Here is a 20,338-nt window from a genome sequence, read left to right as displayed (position 1 = left end):
GAGGTGGACAGATGAGTATTTTATGGATTTTTAGTGGAACCACTTATCAGCAGTTGCCGATTAACTGGGGTAATTTTCGCCAAGCAACTGTAGGTAATAGTTCGAAAGAGACGGTGACTTTTTTCTCCTATCCATTTGAAAAAGGTGTCATTACTATATCAACAACAAAAGATCGAAAAATAGTTATTTCCCAAGGTAATAACGAACTGAGTCAACTGAGTTATTACGACTCGATTACGCTCCAAGAAAGCGATCAAAATCTTCGGTTTGTACTAAGTCCGGAAAAGTTGCACGAAGATACGTACTATATAGATTATTATCATGAGATTAACTTTTCCACCGTTGACGATACAGCCGATATCTATCAGCCTAACGAAAATCTAATTGTACATAACAGCAAGGAATTTTCTTTACTAAAAACTAAAGCAATGTGGCGAATCATTCCAAAAGGCGGTGACGTATTTGTAAACGGCCAGCATATTTCAAGTGTGACCAAGCTAAAACTTGGTGATGTGATTATGTGGGGAGCTGTTACAATTGAATTAATAGAACATGATTTATTAAAGGTTCATAGCTTTACTGAATTTTTCACGAAACTTTCTAAGTCAAAACAGCCTATTTCCGAAATGAAAAAGAAATATCCTATTTATCGTCGCACACCGCGGATGATTTATGAACTTCCCGATGAAAAAGTCCACTTATCGTTTCCAGCACAGGATACCGATGATAATAATAGGAGCCTATGGCTTACAATCTTACCACCACTTGTTATGCTCCTCGTTATGGGGACTGTAGCCCTTATTCAGCCACGTGGAATCTTTATTATTATTTCCGTGATGATGTTTACGACGACGCTTGTTGTCTCAACGGTGCAGTATTTCAGAGATAAAAAGCAGCGTAAAAAGCGTCAAGAACGTCGTCGCCGTATTTACACGCAGTATTTAGAAAATAAACGTACGGAGCTTCAAGAGCTAGCTGAATCACAGGGAAGAGTTCTTCATTATCACTTTCCAACATTTGAGCGAATGAAGTATCTAACTAATCATATTTCTGATCGTATTTGGGAACGAACGCTAGATAGTGGCGATTTTCTTCAAATGCGTCTTGGTACCGGTACAGTACCTTCTAGCTATGAAATTTCCTTAAATACAGGAGATATGGCTAATAGAGAAATTGACGATTTACTTGAACAGTCTCAGCACATGGAAAAGGTATACCGCGAAGTTTCTCAGGCTCCAATCACTGCGAAATTAGAAAACGGAGCTATTGGCTTAATTGGTAAATCAAAAACAGTTAAGCGTGAGCTTCATCAGTTAATTGGTCAGCTGTCCTTTGCTCATAGCTATCATGATGTTCGCTTTATCTTTATCTTTGATGAAAGCGAGTATAAGGATTGGGAATGGATGAAGTGGCTTCCACATTTTCAGCTGCCTCATTCGTTTGCGAAAGGCTTTATTTATAATGAAAAAACAAGAGACCAGCTTTTATCGTCTATTTATGAATTATTGCGTGAGCGAGATTTGGATGAAGAGAAAGGAACTGGTGCGTTTTTACCTCACTTAGTATTCATTGTTACGAATCAGCAGCTTATTGCAGATCATGTGATTTTAGAATATCTCGAAGGAGAGCATCCGCACCTTGGTTTCTCTACAATCTTTGGAGCCGAAACAAAGGAAAGTTTATCTGATAATGTTCACACTCTTATTCGCTATATTAATGAACAAGAGGGAGACATTTTAATTCAAAAGAAAAAGGCCGTTAATATTCCATTTCAGCTTGATGAACACCGCAACGAAGATAATGAAGCATTTGCTCGCATGCTGCGGACGTTAGATCATCAAATAGGAATGACTAATTCTATTCCAGACAGTGTGTCCTTTCTTGAGCTATTCCAAGCAAAGGAAGTGGATGATCTGCCGATTGAGAAGAACTGGTATACGAATGAGTCGGCCAAGTCTTTGGCTGTACCAATCGGTTTAAAAGGCAAAGAGGATCTTGTGGAGCTGAACCTACATGAGAAAGCACACGGTCCACACGGGCTACTAGCTGGAACAACAGGTTCAGGTAAAAGTGAATTTTTACAAACATATATCCTATCGTTAGCAGTCAATTTTCATCCTCATGAAGTCGCATTTCTACTAATCGATTATAAGGGTGGAGGAATGGCGCAGCCGTTTAAAAACATGCCACATTTACTTGGAACTATCACGAATATAGAAGGTAGTAAAAACTTTAGTACGCGTGCTTTGGCGTCTATAAAAAGTGAACTTAAAAGGCGCCAGCGTTTATTTGATCAGTATGAAGTCAATCACATAAACGACTATACAGACCTGTATAAGCAAGGCGATGCGGAAGAGCCGCTGCCACATCTATTCTTGATATCGGATGAGTTTGCTGAGCTAAAAAGTGAAGAGCCAGAATTTATTCGAGAACTCGTCAGTGCTGCTCGTATTGGCCGTAGTTTAGGCGTTCACTTAATCTTGGCCACACAGAAGCCAGGTGGAGTCATCGATGAGCAAATTTGGAGTAACGCAAGGTTTAAAGTGGCTTTAAAAGTACAGGACGCAACAGATAGTAAAGAAATCTTAAAAAATGCTGATGCGGCTTCAATTACTGTGACAGGTCGAGGTTATTTACAGGTTGGTAATAACGAAGTATATGAGCTATTCCAATCTGCTTGGAGCGGGGCACCTTATCAGCAAGATGATGTATATGGAACGGAAGATGAAGTGGCCATTGTAACAGACTTAGGATTAATTCCACTCTCTGACGTATCATCACAGCAAACGAAAAAGAAAAGCGCTCAGCCAGAGATTGACGTAATCGTAGAAAGAATCGAAGAAGTCCAGCATAACTTAGGGATTAATCGATTAAGAAGCCCATGGCTACCACCGTTAGAGAATCGTTTATATCGCTCTGCTTTCAAAATAGAAGAGAGAGAGAAATTCTATATTGGCTTAGTAGATGAGCCTGAAAAACAGAGCCAAACGCCATATGCATACGAAATGATGGAAGACGGCAATATCGGCGTCTTCGGTTCATCAGGTTATGGGAAATCATTCACTGCGATGACGCTTATGCTTAGCTTTGCAGAGTGTTATCAGCCAGATGAGCTACACTACTATATCTTTGACTTTGGAAATGGTACGCTGCTTCCATTACGCCAGCTTCCACACACGGCTGATTATTTCTTAATGGACGAAGGACGCAAAATTGAAAAGTTCATGAAGATTATTAAGCAAGAGCTGGCCGAGCGCAAGCAGCTATTCCAAAACAGAGAAGTAAGCAATATAAAAATGTATAACCGAATTAGTCAGGAGAAGCTGCCGCTTATCTTTATAACAATTGATAACTTTGATCTTGTAAAGGAAGAAATGCAAGATTTAGAAATGCAGTTTACCCAGCTTGTACGCGACGGCCAGTCGCTTGGCGTCTACATGATTTTTACAGCCACACGAATCAACTCAGTTCGTCAGTCGCTTATGAATAACTTAAAAACAAAGGTTGTTCATTATCTAATGGATAGTTCGGAATCCTATACGATTTTAGGGCGCATTCCTTATGCGCTAGAAGCGATACCTGGGCGTGCGGTTATTAAAACAGATACGTCTTATTTCTCACAAATGTTCTTGCCAGCTGAAGGTGAAGATGACTTCACGATTCTTGATAACATTAAAAATCAAGTTCAGGTTCTGAAAGAGAAATATGCAGATATTGCACCACCAGAACAAGTGCCAATGTTACAACCTAAGCTTGTACTGCATGAGTTCATGACCGATCGTCGTATCGTACGAGAAAGCGGTGTTATACCGCTTGGGTTAGATGAAGAATTTGTTCGTCCAGTTCACTTAAACCTAGTCAAGAATAAACATTGTCTCATTCTGGGGCCGACACAAAAAGGCAAAACAAACGTGCTTAAAGTGATGCTACAAACGTCCCTTGCACAAGGAATTCATCAAATTGGTTTATTTGACGCAATTGACCGTGGCCTTTCTTCTTATGCTACGGAAGATGAAATTGCATACATTGAGACGAAAGAGCAGATTATGCAGTGGATAGAAGGAGCAGAAGTACGGCTCAAAAAACGAGAAGAGCGCTACTTGGAAGCGATTCATGATGGAACCGTTGGTGAGCTAACGTTTACACCGATACTTCTTGTAATTGATGGATTTGGACGGTTCCAGCAAACCATTGATACCTTGATGCAAGATCGTATTACAAAGCTTATTAAAAATTACAGCCATGTTGGCTTTAATATCGTTGCATCAGGAAGTCAAAATGACTTCTCTAAAGGATTTGATGTATTAACGACTGAAATGAAGCAAATACGTCAAGCTGTGTTACTAATGAAAAAGTCAGAGCAAAACCTGATTAACCTAAACTATGACCGTAAAGAAGCAGATGTAAACCCAGGTTTTGGATACTATGTAAAAGACAATAAAGCAACACGTATTCAAATTCCCTTATGTATGAGTGAAAGGAAGGTTCTAATATGACGGAACAGCGAAAATATATGCTTAAAGTGATCGTAGCTGTCATTTTCATCTTAGGGTTTCCTTCCCTTTTCTTTCAATATATTGGTGATAACCCGCTGAAAGTAACTGAAAACGCAACAAGAGCCATAGCTGTTGTAAATGAGGATATTGGTGTGGAGGAAGAAAAAGGTGAAGAGCCTATTCGTTTTGGACAACGAGTAGCAGCCATATTAGATAAGGACTCAGATTACGATTGGACAGTCCTAAGTCGAAGCGCAGCTGCAAATGGATTACAAAGTGGTAAATATGATGCGGTAATTTATATTCCATCGAACTTCTCAGAGAATATTTTAACGTATGATCAAGAGAAGCCGAAGAAAGCCACATTCCAATACAAAGTTCAAAATCAATTAAATGCAGTTAATAAAGAAAAAGTTGTTCGTGAACTAGAGGATGCGACGGCCAAAGTAAATAATGATATGTCTTCTCTGTATTGGAGTTACGTATCGCAAGAAGTAGAAAAGGTTAGAGGCCAATTCGATAAAATTTTAGAAAAAGAGATTGCTTTCCAAAACACCATGGTAGCTTTCTATAAACCTAATTCTAAAAATCTAGCTGGTGAAATTGATGATCAAAAGAAAATTCTTGAGCAAATTCAAACAAACGTAAAAAGTGCGCAAGAAGGCTCAAGTGAACGTAAAAATGATGTACAGCAGGTTGAAGAAAACTTAACAAATTTCATTGAATACGTTGAAGAATACAAAGTGTATCAAGAAAAACAAAAAGAAATGTTGTTAAAAGCTCAAACGGAAAGTGTGGGCGATATTCAAGAAGGAATTGCAACAATTTCTGAAGGGCAAAATGGTGATCGCGAGCAGTTTGAGAGTGAAGCAGGAAAAGTCTTTGGGAAGCTTTCAACCGTGCAGCAGCAAATTGATGAGAACAAAGAAATGGTTGATAACTTGCAGGAAGCGACAGAAGATAAAACGTCTGGACAGCAAGATGAACTTAATCGTTTAAATCAGGATTTACTCAGCCAATACAGCCAAGTGACTGAGCAAACAACGCTAAATGAAGTGCAAAGTAAGCTGTCTACGCTTCGAAAAGATCTAGAGATACCACCTTCAAAAGGGGAAGAGGGTGAGACCCTACCGCCGATAGAAGATAATCCGGTCGTTCCTGAAGATGAAGAGGGTGAGGCGCCCCCAGAAGATAGCGAAGACTCTTATACAACGGTTCCTGTTGATTTAGAGAATCAACGTCAACAACTTCAAGGAATAAAAGACGACCTTCAAGCGTGGAATGAAAATCTTGCTGCGTTACCGGAAGAGGAGCAAAATGAACGTGTGGCCGACACACAACGAAAAATTGCAGACTTCTCTACACGCTTACAGGGCGTAAGTGACCAGTTGGAAAACGTCACGGTTGAAGTTCCGAAAGCAGACAATGACAATAATGGAAAAGAAGAACTGCAAAAGCAAATCAAAGAGCTGTTAGCTGTCAATGAAGCGCTAAGAGAAAGAGTTGCGCAGTTAGAAGAAATAAACAATCAGCCTAATGGTGATGTGCAAACTGTTGTTAGCATGATTACTAATAAGGAAGCCAAGATTTTATCGTCAAGTCAACTATCCGAAAGTAGAAAACAAAGGTTGGCTGAGCTGTTTGCTCCAGGTATTCAAACAGAGAATATGTCAAAGCTTTTCCAATATTATGGAGACCTTTCACAGTATGAACTAGCCTTAAATCGAGGTAATAACGGAGATCTTCAAGACGCTGTGTTACAAGATGAAGGTACCCGTCAGCGCATTCAAGCAATTTTGTATGGAGATGAGCAACCAAGCGTTATCCGTAAGCAGCTACAAAATAACTTATTATCAACAGCAGAAGGACTAGATTCATTCTCTTCATCTATGCAAGAGTTTACGGATTCTTATGGCCAGCTTATTGAAAGAGAGCAAGCATCTATTGTTGAAAGCTTATCAGCGCTTCAAGAAAAGGCAGGATCGATGAATGAGACGATTCAAAGCGTAGCTTCTGAAAGTGCAGTTGAAGCTCCAACACAAGAGAATGCAGATGTTTCGAGTCTTGTGACTCTTCAAAAGAGTATGGGTCAAGAGTTAAAAGGAATGAATGATTTGATTTCAACTCTTGGTGAACGTCAATCAAGCGTTGTGGAGTATACGGGTGAACTGCAAGAGAAGGTTAATGAAGTACAAGATCAAGCAGATACGCTTAATAATAAATGGTCACAAAACGTAGATTCAACGAAGCTTGTGCGTGGCCAAGTATATCGCCTATTGAATAATACATTAGTAGATGGTCAAAACAATGACTATGTTTATGACTACTTAGCAAATCCGCTACAGGTAAGCGGTGAAGTACCAGCAGAAAAAACAAAGACTGTTCCACCGGTTGTGCTTCTTGTTATTATTCTTATCAGCAGTTTATTAATAGGTTACTTCAGTCATTACTACAAAAATGCACCCCTTTTAGTAAGAGGATCACTCTTTGGGCTACTGGTGATGATTGTTGGTTTAATGATTAGTACGTTTAGTTTAAATATTTACTCACTGTCAGGAGAAAGGGCAATGGAATGGTCTATCTTCACGATTGTACTGTTACTATTAGCTTCAACTCTTGTAAGAGGAGCTTTCCTAATTGGTAATTTCGTAGGTTGGATTATAACAGTGCTGATGATTTTATTCTTTATCACGCCGCTATTAAATCTAGCAATGCCGAATTTTAATTATGAAGATCCGGCTTCAAAAGTATATATGTCAATCCAGTACGAAACGACTTCTCTATTTGCAGAAGCGACTATTATTCTGCTTGGACTAACTGCTGTATTAACAGTTATCCCGTTTATCATTCGCATGCTCACATCCAAGGATAAACAAGCAGAGAGTGATGAAACGTATGAAGCATAATATAATCGGAAGAATCGCATTTATAGCGATTCTTCTCTTTCTATCTACGTCAAGTGCATACGCAGCGGATGATACGCAAACACAAGTTCAAGATGTAGCACCGAATATCTTTCAAGATGAGAAGATAAAACTTAATCCGGATTCTCTTGGTCAAACTAAAAGAGAAGTAGAAAACATTCCTGAGGAAATAATGGGAATTCCATTTACGAATGAAGAGAAAAAGCCTTCTCTAAAGAGCTCTTTATTTTTAAATGATTCAACAACAAATCACTCCATTCAATCTCAAGTTGATAAATATGGTTTGTTTGCGTCACCTGAGTCACCTGTTCGGTCTTCACCAGTACAAGATGTACCGCAGGAAACAGGATTAAAACTACAGTGGGTATATCTATTATTGATTGGAATTGGATTGGTTTTATTATTTACAGTGCTTATTCCAAAATTAAAACCAGCTCAGATAAATGGGAAGAATAAATAAAAGACGCCACGTTCTCTATCAAAAGAACGTGGCGTCTTTTATTTATAAATTAACCTCGTAAGCGGCTAAATCCTTCATCCATTAAATAGTCTTCTGCTTCTTCATATGACTCAAACGCAGCTTCTAAATTCAAGCCTGCATAAATATTCCATAATGAATCTTCATGTACAAGTAATAATGTAGCTCCTTCAGGACCGTGCCAGCGTTGTTCGCGCCCATCTCCGATTACCGCCTCTTCAATCATTTCCTGCTCAGGACGGTGTGAAAGACTATTAATTGACTGCTCGATAATTGTACGTAGCTCTTCTTGTGAAAAATCACGGATGTTTACAAGCCCTTTATCATTTGTGTCGTAGTCAGAAAGGTGACCAGCATATACAAATCCGTTTCCGTTTGGATGCAAGTGATACACGACATTCTTTTTATCATAAACACTTTCATTGTATTGAAAATTTACGCGTCCAAGCGAAACATCTTTACGCTCTAGTTCAGAGAAAGACGTAATAACGGATAGTTTTTCGTCAAAAGTAAGCATTCATTAACCTCATTTCAAATTAGACTGTCTAGTCTATAATTTCTACATTCGGTTGATTATATCATACTTCATTTGAAAGACGCAGACCTTTTCTATGAGAAGAAAGACTTGTAAAGAAGATTGATTCCTTTTCCCTAGAAAATTTAACAAATTCCTACAAAAATTTTAACGTTTGAAATTTATAATAAAAAGAGTCAAATAATAACTCTATAGGGGGAAAAAATGTTGAAAAAAAGTTCAGCTCCTTTATACAAGGTACTGTTTCTAGTTACTCTATTAGTAGCACTAGTTATTAGCGGTCTGCCACTGCAGCATTCAAAGGCTGCTACTGCGATTAGCGTCTCACAAGCTGTCTCATTACAAAATAACGCAATTCAAACAGTAGAAGGATACGTTGTCGGGCAACCAACTAGTACAACCACAGTTTTAACTAGTAATTATCCAAACGACTATGCACTAGCAATTGCGGATACACCAACTGAAACCAATCCAGCTAAAATGCTTTATGTTCAAATTCCTTCTACGTTTCGTTCAGGCTTTGGACTCCAAACGAATCCAACGCTAAAGGGAAAGAAAATTTCAGCAACTGGGAATTTAACAGCTTATTTTTCACATCCAGGCTTAAAAAATGTAACGATGATGTCAAAGGAAACAAGCGGTACGACTAATCCAACGGAACCAACCAATCCACCTGCTTCGTCGGTTGAAGAATACTATTCATCTGCTGAAGGAAAGACGGGTACTGCATTGAAATCAGCATTACATAATATCATTGATGACCATACAGAAATCTCATATTCAGCAGTATGGGATGCACTTCGCAAAACAGATGAAGATCCTAATAACTCAAATAATGTAATCTTACTTTATACTGGGCGTTCTCAAGGGAAGTTTACAAATGGTACAGGGATAAATGATTGGAACCGCGAGCATGTGTGGGCAAAATCACATGGTGACTTTGGGACAACGATGGGAGCAGGAACAGACATTCATCATCTACGTCCAACAGATGTTACGGTTAACAGCACGCGTAACAATTTAGACTTTGATAATGGCGGCAAAGAGCATACTGAAGCGCTAGGCAACTATTATGACAGCGATTCATGGGAGCCCCGCGATGCAGTAAAAGGTGACGTGGCACGTATGCTATTTTATATGGCTGTCCGTTATGAAGGGGATATAAGCGACGAACCAGATTTAGAGTTAAACAACTTAGTGAACAATGGAAGTGCTCCGTATCATGGGAAGCTATCAGTGTTGTTACAGTGGCATCAGCAGGATCCTGTAGATGCTTCAGAGCGCCGTCGTAATGAGATTATCTACTCAGATTATCAGCATAATCGAAATCCATTTATTGACCATCCTGAATGGGTAAGCGCTATTTGGAACTAACAAGATAAGAAATCAGTGCATGACTCTTCATGCACTGATTTTATTTTTCTTAGCAACAGGATTTAAAAAAAAGAAGCCGAATATAACCTATTGGATTTAAAAAATAGGGGGAATTGTATGTACAAGCCAATTAAAAAGTTTGCATCACTTATTGTTTTGTTAAGTTTTGTTACCGCTTTCATATTAGCGCCAACCAATAGCCAAGCGGCGGTAAATGGACAGTCGTTTAACTCGAATTACAAGACCTACTTGATGGCACCGCTAAAGAAAGTAACGGAGTTTACTACGTGGGAAGCTTTTGAAAATGACCTTCGCAAGGCAAAGCAAAATGGGTTTTACGCCGTGACAGTAGATTTTTGGTGGGGAGATATGGAGAAAAACGGTGACCAGCAGTTTGACTTCTCTTATGCACAGAGATTTGCACAGGCAGCTCGAAATGCTGGAATAAAAATGGTGCCGATTATCTCGACACACCAATGTGGTGGAAATGTAGGAGATGACTGTAACACACCTCTTCCTTCATGGATTTGGAATACCAAAACGGATGATAGCCTATATTTCAAATCAGAGACAGGTACAGTAAACAAAGAAACAGTAAATCCATTAGCGACAGATGTGATTACAAAACAGTACGGGGAGCTATACACAGCGTTTGCGCAAGCGTTAGCACCGTATAAAGACGTTATTCCAAAGATTTATTTATCAGGGGGACCAGCTGGTGAGCTTCGCTACCCTTCATACACAGCTGCTGATGGCACAGGCTATCCTTCTAGAGGGAAATTTCAAGCATATACTAATTTTGCAAAATCAAAATTCCAAACGTGGGCTGTTAACAAGTATGGTTCGTTAGCAGGTGTAAACCAAGCATGGGGGTTAAATTTAACATCTATATCGCAAATTTTACCGCCTTCAGATGGAAATCAGTTTTTAAAGGATGGATATAGCACAAACTATGGAAAAGATTTTCTAGAATGGTATCAAGGAGTTCTGCAAGACCATGCAAAGCGTATTGGAGCATTAGCTCATCAAGCATTTGATCCGGTGTTTAATGTACCTGTAGGAGCTAAAATAGCAGGAATACACTGGCAATATAATAACCCAACAATGCCTCATGCTGCTGAAAAGCCAGCGGGTTATAATAACTACAGTACATTATTAGACTCATTTAAAACAGCCAAGCTAGATTTAACGTTTACATGCTTAGAAATGGTCGATAGCGGCACATATCCTGAATATTCAATGCCAAAAACGTTGGTAAAAGAAGTTGCAAGCCTAGCAAATGCAAAAGGGATTGTGTTAAATGGTGAAAATGCTTTAAGTATCGGAAGTGAAGAGCAGTATAAACGCGCAGCTGAAATGACATTTAACTATAACTTTGCGGGCTTTACGCTTTTAAGATTCTATGATGTTATTAATAACTCAACACGTATGAGTCAGTTTAATCAGTATTTAAATATAAAACCGATTGCACAGACCATGGTTGTTAAAAATGCACCTACAGCGCCTGGAGAGAGTGTTTACATCGTCGGAGATCGTCCTGAACTTGGACAGTGGGACACAACTGCTTATCCAATTAAGCTCTCTTACAACTCAACGTACGGAGATTGGAGAGGAACTGTTAATTTCCCAGCCGATCGAAGCGTTCAGTTCAAAGCGATTATCAAGCGATCAGATGGCTCAGTAAAATCATGGCAACCAACCCAGCAGTATTGGAATGTCCCAGGAACATCTACAACATATACGAATAACTGGTAAAAATCAAAGCACCCACGCTTTAACGTGGGTGCTTTGATTTTATTTCCAATTCTCTTTAATAAACTCATCGCGGCCAGATTTAGCACGATCTTCTTTATAGTGTTTAGGGTTTTTCTTATGAAAATCCTGGTGATAATCTTCCGCTGCGTAGAATTCAGAGGCAGGAAGAATCGCTGTCACGATAGGATCTTTAAAGCGACCGCTGTTAGCAACGGCTTGCTTTGATTCTTCTGCTTCAATGCGTTGTTGTTCAGTATGGTAAAAAATTGCTGTTCGATACTGAGGACCACGATCTTGGAACTGACCGTCTGTATCAGTAGGATCGATTTGTGGCCAATAAAGATCTAATAAGCGCTTATAAGGAAATACGTTCGGATCAAAAGTGATTTGTACAGCCTCATAATGGCCGGAAGTACCTGATTTTACCTGCTCATAAGTTGGGTTATCTACGGTACCACCTGTGTATCCTGATACAATACCATGAATGCCTTCTAGTTCATCAAAGGGTGTAACCATACACCAAAAGCATCCACCTGCAAATGTTGCTTTTTCCATATAAATCCCTCATTCTCTTTATAATTATGTTCTGTATTATAACAAAACGGAGCTCATAGAGCGAATAATTAATTTACCTAATAGGTTGTTGGAGAGGAAGAATTTATGTAGCAAACAACAGTTAGCTATGAATAGTTGAGAATGCGGAAGAGTAAAGAAGAAAAAAGTGATAAAATAAAAAGGATATGTGCCTAACTTATATAACTGCTAGTAGTCAGTTTATGCATAATCACAATCGTACTAAATTCGTTTTTATAAGTCACATAAGAAGTATAAACTGAATAAGTGCCTAGTTATCCACAAAAGAAGTGGATGAATATGAATAAATATACAATAGGAGAGTAAAAAATGATACAAGATAACCTCATCCTAGAGCATTATGGATTAAATGAGCTGAACTTTGAAACAATTAAAAACTATCGAGATAAGTTTGCAGCAGTAAAGCCGAATCATCCTTGGAACGTCCTTGAGACTAAAGAGTTTCTTTATAAGATAGGGGCATGGGGGAAAGCGAGAGACACTCATAAAGAAGGTGTAACGCTTGCGGGGCTGCTTATGTTTAGTGAAGAAAGAATGATCACAGAAGTTTTACCACAATACTTTTTAGAGTATCGAGAAAGCGATGCACAAGGTGGATGGAATGAGCGATTTACGTCCCAAGACGGTACGTGGTCTGGAAATCTATATGACTTCTACTTTTATGTTACAGAGCAGATTCATAAACACCAGCAAAATAGTGAGATCGCTTCCTCATTAGTTGAGGTAGTGACGAATATGTTACTGCATGCAGACTATAATGGAGAAGGTGGATTAACATTCGAATACAATCAGCATAGCTGTGTATTCTCTAATCCAGGCTTATTTCGAATCCCTGTGGATAAAGTGTTTATAACCAAGATGAGTAATTTAAGAAACCCACATTTATTTAAGCTCTTTCGTCTACTAAATTTATGTGAACGTTCTGGCAGTGGTTTAACGGTTCTTCACGATAAATGGAAATCATATGGCTACAAGCTTCCAACCATTGATCAAGATGTCTATCTAAAGAGGACAACACTTACTTTACCTATGTCTTTTCTGGAAGGACAAAAAGAGATTAAAAATCTAAAGAATTCAACTCTATCGTTTAATAGCAATTCGGGAAATAAAACAGAAGATGTCGAATCGACCGTGGAATTTGTTGAAAAAAGAAGCTCCTATAATAAAGTTGAAAACTCCTATAATAAAGATATAACGCCTTTAATAGAGGAGTCAGAAAGAATAAATAGAGGAGTTAGTCCTGTTATTAAAGGAGATAACCCCTATAACAAAGAGTTTAAGTCCTATAATAAAAACAAATACTCCTATAATAAAGAAGAGGTTTCAATTTCAAGTTTAGAAGATGAAAATAGTGTTTTATGGAATCTAGCTGAAATAGCAAGGCGTAAAAAGCGTCTAAGCCCAGTCAAAATGGAAGAAGTAATTGTTTCTCTTTGTGAACAACAGCCTCTTATGCTGAAAGATTTGGCTCATTTACTAGATCGAACGCCTGATGGAGTAAGAAACAATTACTTATCTAAAATGTTGCGCAAAGGTAAACTTCAGCTTAAATATCCTGAACAGCCTAACCATCCAAAGCAGGCTTACTTAATAGAAGATCATAAAAGGGAGGAATAAGTGTGAAGTGAAAAGTTGTTGGTTTACTTGTAGGAATGTTCGCTTTATTGAGTTCAATGAGTTGTGCTGCTAGTAGTGATGAAGAAATATATGATTCCTCTTTTTCAACATGGCTGTGGGATACGACACGGATTGAACAGGATCCAGCGCAGCTAGTAAAAGATATTCAAGAAAAGCGAGTAAATCGTGTATATCTGCAAATTAACCCTGAGGTACCTATCTTGGCCTATCAACGCTTTATAAAAGCCGCAAGCAGTAGCGGAATAACTATTTACGCTTTAGATGGTGGTCGTACATGGGCAACATCAGGTCAGTTAGATTATGAAGCTTTTTGGGACTGGGTTGGACGCTACCAAGAAGAAGTAGCAGTTGATGAACGCTTTAAAGGCGTTCATCTAGATGTTGAGCCGTATTTATTGTCAAATTGGAAAGAGAATCAGACGAAAATTGTTCGTGCATACGAAGACATGATAAAAGACGCTGCTGATCGATCTAAAGCGCTTCAGATGACAATAGGAGCTGATATTCCATTTTGGTTTGATGAAATCGATTCAATCACTGAATCAGATAGCCTTGCTTACTCCGTTATTAAGATGGTTGATGAAGTAACAATAATGGCTTACCGCAATAAAGCAAAAGGGGAAAATGGGTTTATTGAGCTTACAAAAAATGAGCGTAGGTGGGGCTCATTGCTTTCAACTTCTATTGAAATTGGATTGGAAACCATGCCTTCAAAAGAAGGGAAGTTTATTTCGTTTGCTTCTAAAGGCGAGTCAACTATGATGCAAGAAATTCAAGAAATGATCTCTATAGTAGGTGATAAATCCACTCGTTTCAGCATTCATCATTTTGACAGTTGGGTGAATATGAAAAAATAAGCCGGCTAGCTATTAAAGCTAACCGGCTTGTCCAATTAGGGGAGAATATGATTCTAGTATGGTCGGATGTAGAGAAATTTATACATAGCTTATTCATAAAAACTAAAAAAAGTAACCATCCGAAAATGGTTACTCGATACAAAGGGGGGGGAACTTACTAATAGCATTCCCGCTTTTGTCCTTTATATGCACATGGTGATGAAAAAATTAAAATAATTTTGTTGTCCACGTTTCACAGTTCCATACGTCCGTTACAACGTCTTCATAAAACTCAGGTTCGTGACAAATAAGCAGAATACTTCCTTTGTATTCTTTTAAAGCACGTTTTAATTCTTCCTTAGCATCTACGTCTAAGTGGTTGGTAGGCTCATCAAGAACAAGAATGTTGGTTTCATTGTTAATAAGCTTACAGAGGCGAACCTTTGCTTTCTCTCCACCACTTAATACCTCAACTTTACTTTCGATATGCTTCGTTGTTAAACCGCATTTTGCAAGCGCGGCGCGAATTTCATACTGCGTAAAGTGGGGAAACTCGTTCCAGACTTCTTCAATACATGTGTTATAGTTGGCTGTTTTGATTTCTTGTTCAAAGTAGCCAATGTGCTGGTAGTCTCCTTTTTCAACAGAACCAGACAACGGTTTGATTTCACCTAAGATACTCTTTAAGAGTGTTGTTTTACCAATTCCGTTGGCACCAGATAATGCGATTTTCTGACCACGCTCCATGCGAAGGCTCAGTGGTTTTGATAGAGGCTCGTCATATCCGATGACTAAATCAGTTGTTTCAAAAATTAGCTTGCTGGATGTACGTGCAGGTTTGAAGTTGAATTCTGGTTTCGGACGCTCTTGAGCAAGCTCAATAACCTCCATTTTATCAAGCTTCTTTTGTCGAGACATAGCCATGTTTCGTGTCGATACACGAGCTTTGTTGCGAGCAACAAAATCTTTTAAATCAGCCATTTCTTGCTGTTGCTTTTTGTAAGCCGCTTCTAGCTGCTGCTTTTTCATTTCATAGATTTTCATAAAATCATCGTAGTCACCTACATAGCGATTCAACTCTTGATTTTCCATATGATAAATAAGATTAATAACGCTATTTAAAAATGGAATATCATGCGAGATTAAAATAAATGCATTTTCGTATTCCTGTAGGTAACGTTTCAACCATTCAATGTGTTGCTCATCTAAATAGTTGGTAGGCTCATCGAGTAAAAGAATTTCTGGCTTTTCTAACAAGAGCTTCGCAAGAAGGACTTTTGTACGCTGTCCACCACTTAAATCTTGCACATCACGCTCTAATCCGATATCTTCTAAACCTAATCCTCTAGCAATTTCTTCAACCTTAGCATCAATGACATAGAAATCATTATTCGTTAACAAATCTTGAATTGTGCCTACTTCTTCAAGAAGCTTCTCTAGTTCTTCAGGAGAGACGTCAGCCATTTTTTCATATAATCCGTTCATTTGTGCTTCTAAGTCGAATAGGTATTGAAACGCGCCTTTTAAAACATCACGAATCGTTAATCCCTTTTCAAGAGAAGTGTGCTGGTCGAGGTAACCAACGCGAACTTTTCTAGACCATTCAACTTTCCCAGCATCCGGCTCGAGTTTTCCTGTAATAATGTTCATAAATGTTGATTTACCTTCGCCATTTGCTCCGATTAAACCTACGTGTTCACCTTTTAACAGCCGAAACGAAACATCATTAAAAATTGCGCGATCACCAAAGCCATGACTTAAATTTTTAACCGTTAGTACGCTCATGTTTACACACCTTTTCTATTTAAAATCAATCGATGATTGTTTATCTATCAGTAATCCACCCCCGATTATAGCGAAATTAGAGCGAGAAATCTATGCTAATATTATGACATCCAGTAACATGCGGTGTTTAAATGCTTGTTTTAGAAAAATAGAATAGATAAATGGTTTGGACTCGATTGTTTCTATTTCATCCTTCATAATAAGAAGCATGAATATAGGTTAACGCAAAGGGGAGAGGACAGTGGAGCTTCAAAATATTTTGGTCACAAGCCGCATGTATAAAGAATTAGAGAGTATCATTGAAAAAGAAGATAAGCGAGGAAAAGCTTTTCGATATGTTGATGAAAAACATATAAAGGATGAGGACTTAAGGTGGGCAGATGCTTATGTTAGTTTTTATCCTGTTGAAAACTTTGCTTTTCATCAGTTAAAGTGGGTTCATTCTCTAGGGGCAGGTGTGGATCGCTATGTTCAATTAGATAGCTGGAAAGAAGATGTACTTTTGACACGCACTGTTTGTTCATTTGGAGAGAGAATGAGCGAGTATTGTTTAAGCTATATGCTGAGTGAACTTCAGTACCATGCTGCTTTTCAAAAAGCGCAGAATAAAAAGAAATGGCAACCATTGGAACCCATTTTATTATCAACCCAAAAAGTTGTTATTTATGGAACTGGTGAAATTGGACAGGCTATTGCAGAGATGTTAAAACAGTTTGGAGTCCACGTAACGGGAGTTTCTCGAAGCGGCACAAGAAATCAACGCTTTCATCAAGTTGTGACAGCTGGTGATGAAGCATCGTATTTACAAGAAGCCGATTGGATTATTAACACACTGCCGCTAACGCCTGAAACGAATCATATGTTTAATGCGGAGTGGATGAATATTTTACAAAGTGCATACTTTATTAATGTAGGAAGGGGCGCAACAGTTGATGCGGTAGCACTTATAGAAGCGATCAATAAGAGAAAAATTAAAAAGGCCTTTTTAGACGTATTTGAAGTAGAACCGCTACCTGAATCTGATATGCTATGGGAGCATAAAAACATCGTAATCACGCCTCATATTTCAGCTGTTACAACGCCTGAAGAAGCAGTTGCTTGTTTCTTAGACACCTTAGACAGAATTGAAGCGGACAAACCTTTAGAAAATAAAGTAGACCTTAATCGAGGATATTAACGTATAAAATAAACATTGTAAAAAGCTTTTAATTCAAGGTAATGGTATACTGAAGAATGCTTACGGTTTAACAAAAGCAAGAAGTTGTTCTTCTAGGAGTGAACAAAATTGAACAAACAAGACTTGATGATAAAAGCGAGTGAATTTATTCACCTTTGTTATACAGAGCTTGATAGAACCCACGAAACTGCTGAGCGTTTAGCGCAGATTCAAAGAGAAATTGAAGAAACAGGAACGTATACTCATACATTTGATGAGCTTGAACATGGTGCCCGAATGGCTTGGAGAAACAGTAATAAGTGTATTGGGCGCTTGTTTTGGCAGTCTCTTCATGTGTTTGATGAGCGTGAAGCATCAACTGTTGAAGAAGTACGCGATGCTCTTTTTAAGCATATTGAGTATGCAACTAACGATGGGAAAATTCGCTCAACAATTACAGTTTTCAAACCAAAAATAGGTGAGAAAGAGCCGGTACGAATCTGGAATCACCAGCTTCTGAGGTACGCGGGCTATGAAATGGAATACGGCCAGCTTGGTGATGCGGCATCCAATGAGTTTACAAAAGTGTGCCAAGAGTTAGGTTGGGAAGGGGCAGGTACGCACTTTGATTTACTTCCTTTAGTTATTCAAGTGGATGAGAAGAAGCCACAATGGTTCTCGATTCCTAAAGAACTTGTCAAGGAAGTCATTATTACACACCCAGAGATAGCAGAATTTGCTGACCTACAGCTTAAATGGTATGGAGTGCCAATGATTTCTGATATGAAGCTAGAAATTGGTGGAATTGAATATGTTGCAGCACCGTTTAACGGCTGGTATATGGGTACAGAAATTGGTGCACGTAACTTAGCGGATACAGATCGTTATAATATGCTTCCTAAAGTGGCTTCTATTATGGATCTAGATACTCGCTATAATGCAACGTTATGGAAAGACAAAGCGCTTGTTGAACTAAATGTGGCCGTCTTGTCTTCTTTTAAAGAGCAAGGGGTCAGCATTGTTGACCATCATACAGCTGCTCAGCAGTTTCGCTTATTTGAAGAGCGTGAAGAGAAAAATGGACGAGAAGTAACGGGGAACTGGACGTGGCTCATCCCACCCGTTTCACCAGCAACTACACATATTTTTCACAAGCCTTATAAAAACAAGGTGCTGTCACCAAATTATTTTTATCAGAAAAAACCATATTAAAAACCACGAGAGTATGATTTCTCGTGGTTTTTATTTTTCTCATAGGGATGCTTTTAAGATAGAAAGAATGTCTTCTTTGTTCAGCGGTTTGAAGTTACCAAATCCACCATGCTTCATTTCTTTTGCTGCAATTTCAGCGATTTCATCTATGCGGTCTTCTCCAATCTCATAATCAGCTAATCTAGATGGTGCACCAAGGCTTGACCAGAATTCACTTAGTTTATTGATCCCTTCTAAAGCAATTTCTTTGTCTGTCTTTCCTTCTGTCTCGATATCAAACATGTTTAGCATTAAGCCTGTCATACGTTTTGTATCGTGATCAACAACGTGGCGCATCCAGTTCGGGAATAGTATTGCTAAACCACCTGCATGAGGGATATCATAAACAGCTGATACAGCGTGCTCAATCGTATGAGATGCCCAGTCACCAAAGTACCCCATTTGAAGCGTACCGTTTAGGGCAATTGTGCCTGAATATAAAATCGTTTCACGATGATCATAACTTTCAAGATTTTCTAACAACTGAGGTGCTGTTGCAATAACAGTTTGTAAAACAGAATAACAAATACGATCTTGGAGCGGCGTATTTGTCACGTTATGAAAGTATTGTTCAAATACGTGACTCATCATATCTACCATTCCATAAACTGTTTGATCACGTGGAACACTCATTGTATTCACTGGATCTAAAATAGAGAATACTGGATTTGTAACGCCAGGGCTTCCCCATACATATTTTTCATTCGTTTCCCAATTTGTAATTACAGAATCTGGATTCATCTCTGATCCAGTAGCCGCTAGTGTTAGAATCGTACCGAATGGAAGTGCTTCTTCTGCTACGACTTGTTTATTAATGATATCCCAAACATTTCCATCATATTTTGCCCCAGCTGCGATTGCTTTTGTGCAGTCGATGACGCTACCGCCACCAACTGCTAGTAAAAAATCAATCTTTTCGCTGCGGCAAATCTCAATACCTTTTTGCACGGTTGATAAGCGAGGGTTCGGTTCAACGCCAGCTAGCTCGTGTACATTTACTTTTAAACTTTTTAAGAATGTCATTACTTGATCATATAATCCGTTGCGTGTGATGCTGCCGCCACCGTATACAAGTAAGATATTTTTACAATAGTGTGGGATTTCCTCTGTCAAAGCTTGTACTTGGCCTTTTCCGAAGATTAATTTTGTGGGGTTGTGATAAGTGAAATTTTCCATGGTGAGTTATACCTCCGAGTAGAATATTCCTCGTTTTACCATAAAACGAGGGCACAAGTTTGTAATTATAATCTTATTCCAAAGTAAATTCAAGAAATTAAAAAGGGTTTGTTTCATTTTTAGCGAATGAAACAAACCCTTAGATATTTAATTAATTGTTATATTTATCTTTTGTGCTTATCAAGTAGATTAGCAAGTACATACGTTTTGTACTTTTCAATTTTACGTCCTTCATGGTGTCGTACACCATTTCGTTTTAATTGTTCAACGTACCAACCTTTACTTCCTACGTGCATCCTATAACACCCTTTCTTCTCATTTGTAGTTACACAGCTGAACA

General features: G+C 38.5%; 14 protein-coding genes. 9 read left to right on the top strand and 5 right to left on the bottom strand.

All coding sequences use genetic code 11. From position 1 onward, the window contains the following. The first annotated feature begins 11 nt into the window (after positions 1-11). Genes essC through essA form a run of 3 tightly spaced genes read left to right on the top strand, consistent with a single transcriptional unit; the run spans position 12 to position 7,880 of the window. The gene (gene essC, locus EPL02_RS05650; protein WP_094911306.1) at positions 12-4,496 is read left to right on the top strand and encodes a type VII secretion protein EssC; all 4,485 of its coding nucleotides are present in this window, start codon (positions 12-14) and stop codon (positions 4,494-4,496) included. After that, positions 4,493-7,402 carry a type VII secretion protein EsaA gene (gene esaA / locus EPL02_RS05645; RefSeq protein WP_131887220.1) on the top strand — a complete coding sequence of 970 codons (2,910 nt, stop codon included), beginning with the start codon at positions 4,493-4,495 and terminating at the stop codon, positions 7,400-7,402. Before essC ends, esaA begins: the two co-directional genes overlap by 4 nt. Beyond that, the gene (gene essA / locus EPL02_RS05640; protein WP_094911308.1) at positions 7,392-7,880 is read left to right on the top strand and encodes a type VII secretion protein EssA; all 489 of its coding nucleotides are present in this window, start codon (positions 7,392-7,394) and stop codon (positions 7,878-7,880) included. The genes esaA and essA overlap by 11 nt, the downstream gene beginning before the upstream one ends. A gap of 49 nt (positions 7,881-7,929) precedes the next feature. On the opposite strand, the gene EPL02_RS05635 is transcribed toward essA, so the two are convergent. Then, positions 7,930-8,415, bottom strand: a complete 486-nt coding sequence (locus EPL02_RS05635) for a hypothetical protein (RefSeq protein WP_094911309.1) — start codon at positions 8,413-8,415, stop codon at positions 7,930-7,932. Positions 8,416-8,637: 222 nt separating this feature from the next. On the opposite strand from EPL02_RS05635, the gene EPL02_RS05630 reads away from it, so the two are divergent. Next, positions 8,638-9,807, top strand: a complete 1,170-nt coding sequence (locus EPL02_RS05630; RefSeq protein WP_094911310.1) for an endonuclease — start codon at positions 8,638-8,640, stop codon at positions 9,805-9,807. A gap of 117 nt (positions 9,808-9,924) precedes the next feature. Next, positions 9,925-11,562 (top strand): family 14 glycosylhydrolase, encoded by a 1,638-nt coding sequence (locus tag EPL02_RS05625; RefSeq protein WP_094911311.1) that lies wholly within the window; start codon positions 9,925-9,927, stop codon positions 11,560-11,562. A gap of 39 nt (positions 11,563-11,601) precedes the next feature. Here EPL02_RS05625 and msrA read toward each other — a convergent pair whose 3' ends face one another. Then, a complete protein-coding gene (gene msrA, locus EPL02_RS05620) occupies positions 11,602-12,117 on the bottom strand; it encodes a peptide-methionine (S)-S-oxide reductase MsrA (protein WP_094911312.1) in 516 nt (171 codons plus the stop codon). Positions 12,118-12,465: 348 nt separating this feature from the next. On the opposite strand from msrA, the gene EPL02_RS05615 reads away from it, so the two are divergent. Beyond that, positions 12,466-13,773 carry an ATP-binding protein gene (locus EPL02_RS05615; protein WP_131887218.1) on the top strand — a complete coding sequence of 436 codons (1,308 nt, stop codon included), beginning with the start codon at positions 12,466-12,468 and terminating at the stop codon, positions 13,771-13,773. A 47-nt stretch (positions 13,774-13,820) separates the two neighbouring features. After that, positions 13,821-14,651 carry a hypothetical protein gene (locus EPL02_RS05610; protein WP_094911314.1) on the top strand — a complete coding sequence of 277 codons (831 nt, stop codon included), beginning with the start codon at positions 13,821-13,823 and terminating at the stop codon, positions 14,649-14,651. Between the two features lie 207 nt (positions 14,652-14,858). On the opposite strand, the gene EPL02_RS05605 is transcribed toward EPL02_RS05610, so the two are convergent. Next, complete coding sequence (locus tag EPL02_RS05605; RefSeq protein ID WP_094911315.1) at positions 14,859-16,415, bottom strand: ABC-F family ATP-binding cassette domain-containing protein; 1,557 nt, start codon at positions 16,413-16,415, stop codon at positions 14,859-14,861. Between the two features lie 241 nt (positions 16,416-16,656). On the opposite strand from EPL02_RS05605, the gene EPL02_RS05600 reads away from it, so the two are divergent. Both EPL02_RS05600 and EPL02_RS05595 read left to right on the top strand, forming a co-directional pair. Next, on the top strand, positions 16,657-17,592 hold the full coding sequence (locus tag EPL02_RS05600) for a D-2-hydroxyacid dehydrogenase (RefSeq protein ID WP_094911316.1): 936 nt from the start codon (positions 16,657-16,659) through the stop codon (positions 17,590-17,592). 126 nt (positions 17,593-17,718) lie between these two features. Continuing rightward, on the top strand, positions 17,719-18,783 hold the full coding sequence (locus EPL02_RS05595) for a nitric oxide synthase oxygenase (RefSeq protein ID WP_094911483.1): 1,065 nt from the start codon (positions 17,719-17,721) through the stop codon (positions 18,781-18,783). Between the two features lie 39 nt (positions 18,784-18,822). On the opposite strand, the gene EPL02_RS05590 is transcribed toward EPL02_RS05595, so the two are convergent. Together EPL02_RS05590 and EPL02_RS05585 are read right to left on the bottom strand one after the other, a co-directional pair. Beyond that, positions 18,823-19,998: an iron-containing alcohol dehydrogenase gene (locus EPL02_RS05590; protein WP_094911317.1), complete on the bottom strand. Its 1,176-nt coding sequence runs from the start codon at positions 19,996-19,998 to the stop codon at positions 18,823-18,825. 164 nt (positions 19,999-20,162) lie between these two features. Further along, on the bottom strand, positions 20,163-20,294 hold the full coding sequence (locus EPL02_RS05585; RefSeq protein ID WP_094911318.1) for a YflJ family protein: 132 nt from the start codon (positions 20,292-20,294) through the stop codon (positions 20,163-20,165). Positions 20,295-20,338 lie beyond the last annotated feature (44 nt).

Origin of the sequence: Bacillus sp. CBEL-1 (assembly GCF_004348885.1) — a bacterium.
Taxonomy (GTDB): Bacteria; Bacillota; Bacilli; order Bacillales; family Bacillaceae_H; genus Priestia; species Priestia aryabhattai_A.
This window is presented reverse-complemented; position numbering and strand designations above follow the sequence as displayed.

Coding starts and splice junctions, on each gene's coding strand:
- essC (WP_094911306.1), top strand. CDS start 12: ATGAGTATTTTATGGATTTTTAGTGGAACCACTTATCAGCAGTTGCCG.
- esaA (WP_131887220.1), top strand. CDS start 4,493: ATGACGGAACAGCGAAAATATATGCTTAAAGTGATCGTAGCTGTCATT.
- essA (WP_094911308.1), top strand. CDS start 7,392: ATGAAGCATAATATAATCGGAAGAATCGCATTTATAGCGATTCTTCTC.
- EPL02_RS05635 (WP_094911309.1), bottom strand. CDS start 8,415: ATGCTTACTTTTGACGAAAAACTATCCGTTATTACGTCTTTCTCTGAA.
- EPL02_RS05630 (WP_094911310.1), top strand. CDS start 8,638: ATGTTGAAAAAAAGTTCAGCTCCTTTATACAAGGTACTGTTTCTAGTT.
- EPL02_RS05625 (WP_094911311.1), top strand. CDS start 9,925: ATGTACAAGCCAATTAAAAAGTTTGCATCACTTATTGTTTTGTTAAGT.
- msrA (WP_094911312.1), bottom strand. CDS start 12,117: ATGGAAAAAGCAACATTTGCAGGTGGATGCTTTTGGTGTATGGTTACA.
- EPL02_RS05615 (WP_131887218.1), top strand. CDS start 12,466: ATGATACAAGATAACCTCATCCTAGAGCATTATGGATTAAATGAGCTG.
- EPL02_RS05605 (WP_094911315.1), bottom strand. CDS start 16,415: ATGAGCGTACTAACGGTTAAAAATTTAAGTCATGGCTTTGGTGATCGC.
- EPL02_RS05595 (WP_094911483.1), top strand. CDS start 17,719: ATGATAAAAGCGAGTGAATTTATTCACCTTTGTTATACAGAGCTTGAT.
- EPL02_RS05590 (WP_094911317.1), bottom strand. CDS start 19,998: ATGGAAAATTTCACTTATCACAACCCCACAAAATTAATCTTCGGAAAA.
- EPL02_RS05585 (WP_094911318.1), bottom strand. CDS start 20,294: ATGCACGTAGGAAGTAAAGGTTGGTACGTTGAACAATTAAAACGAAAT.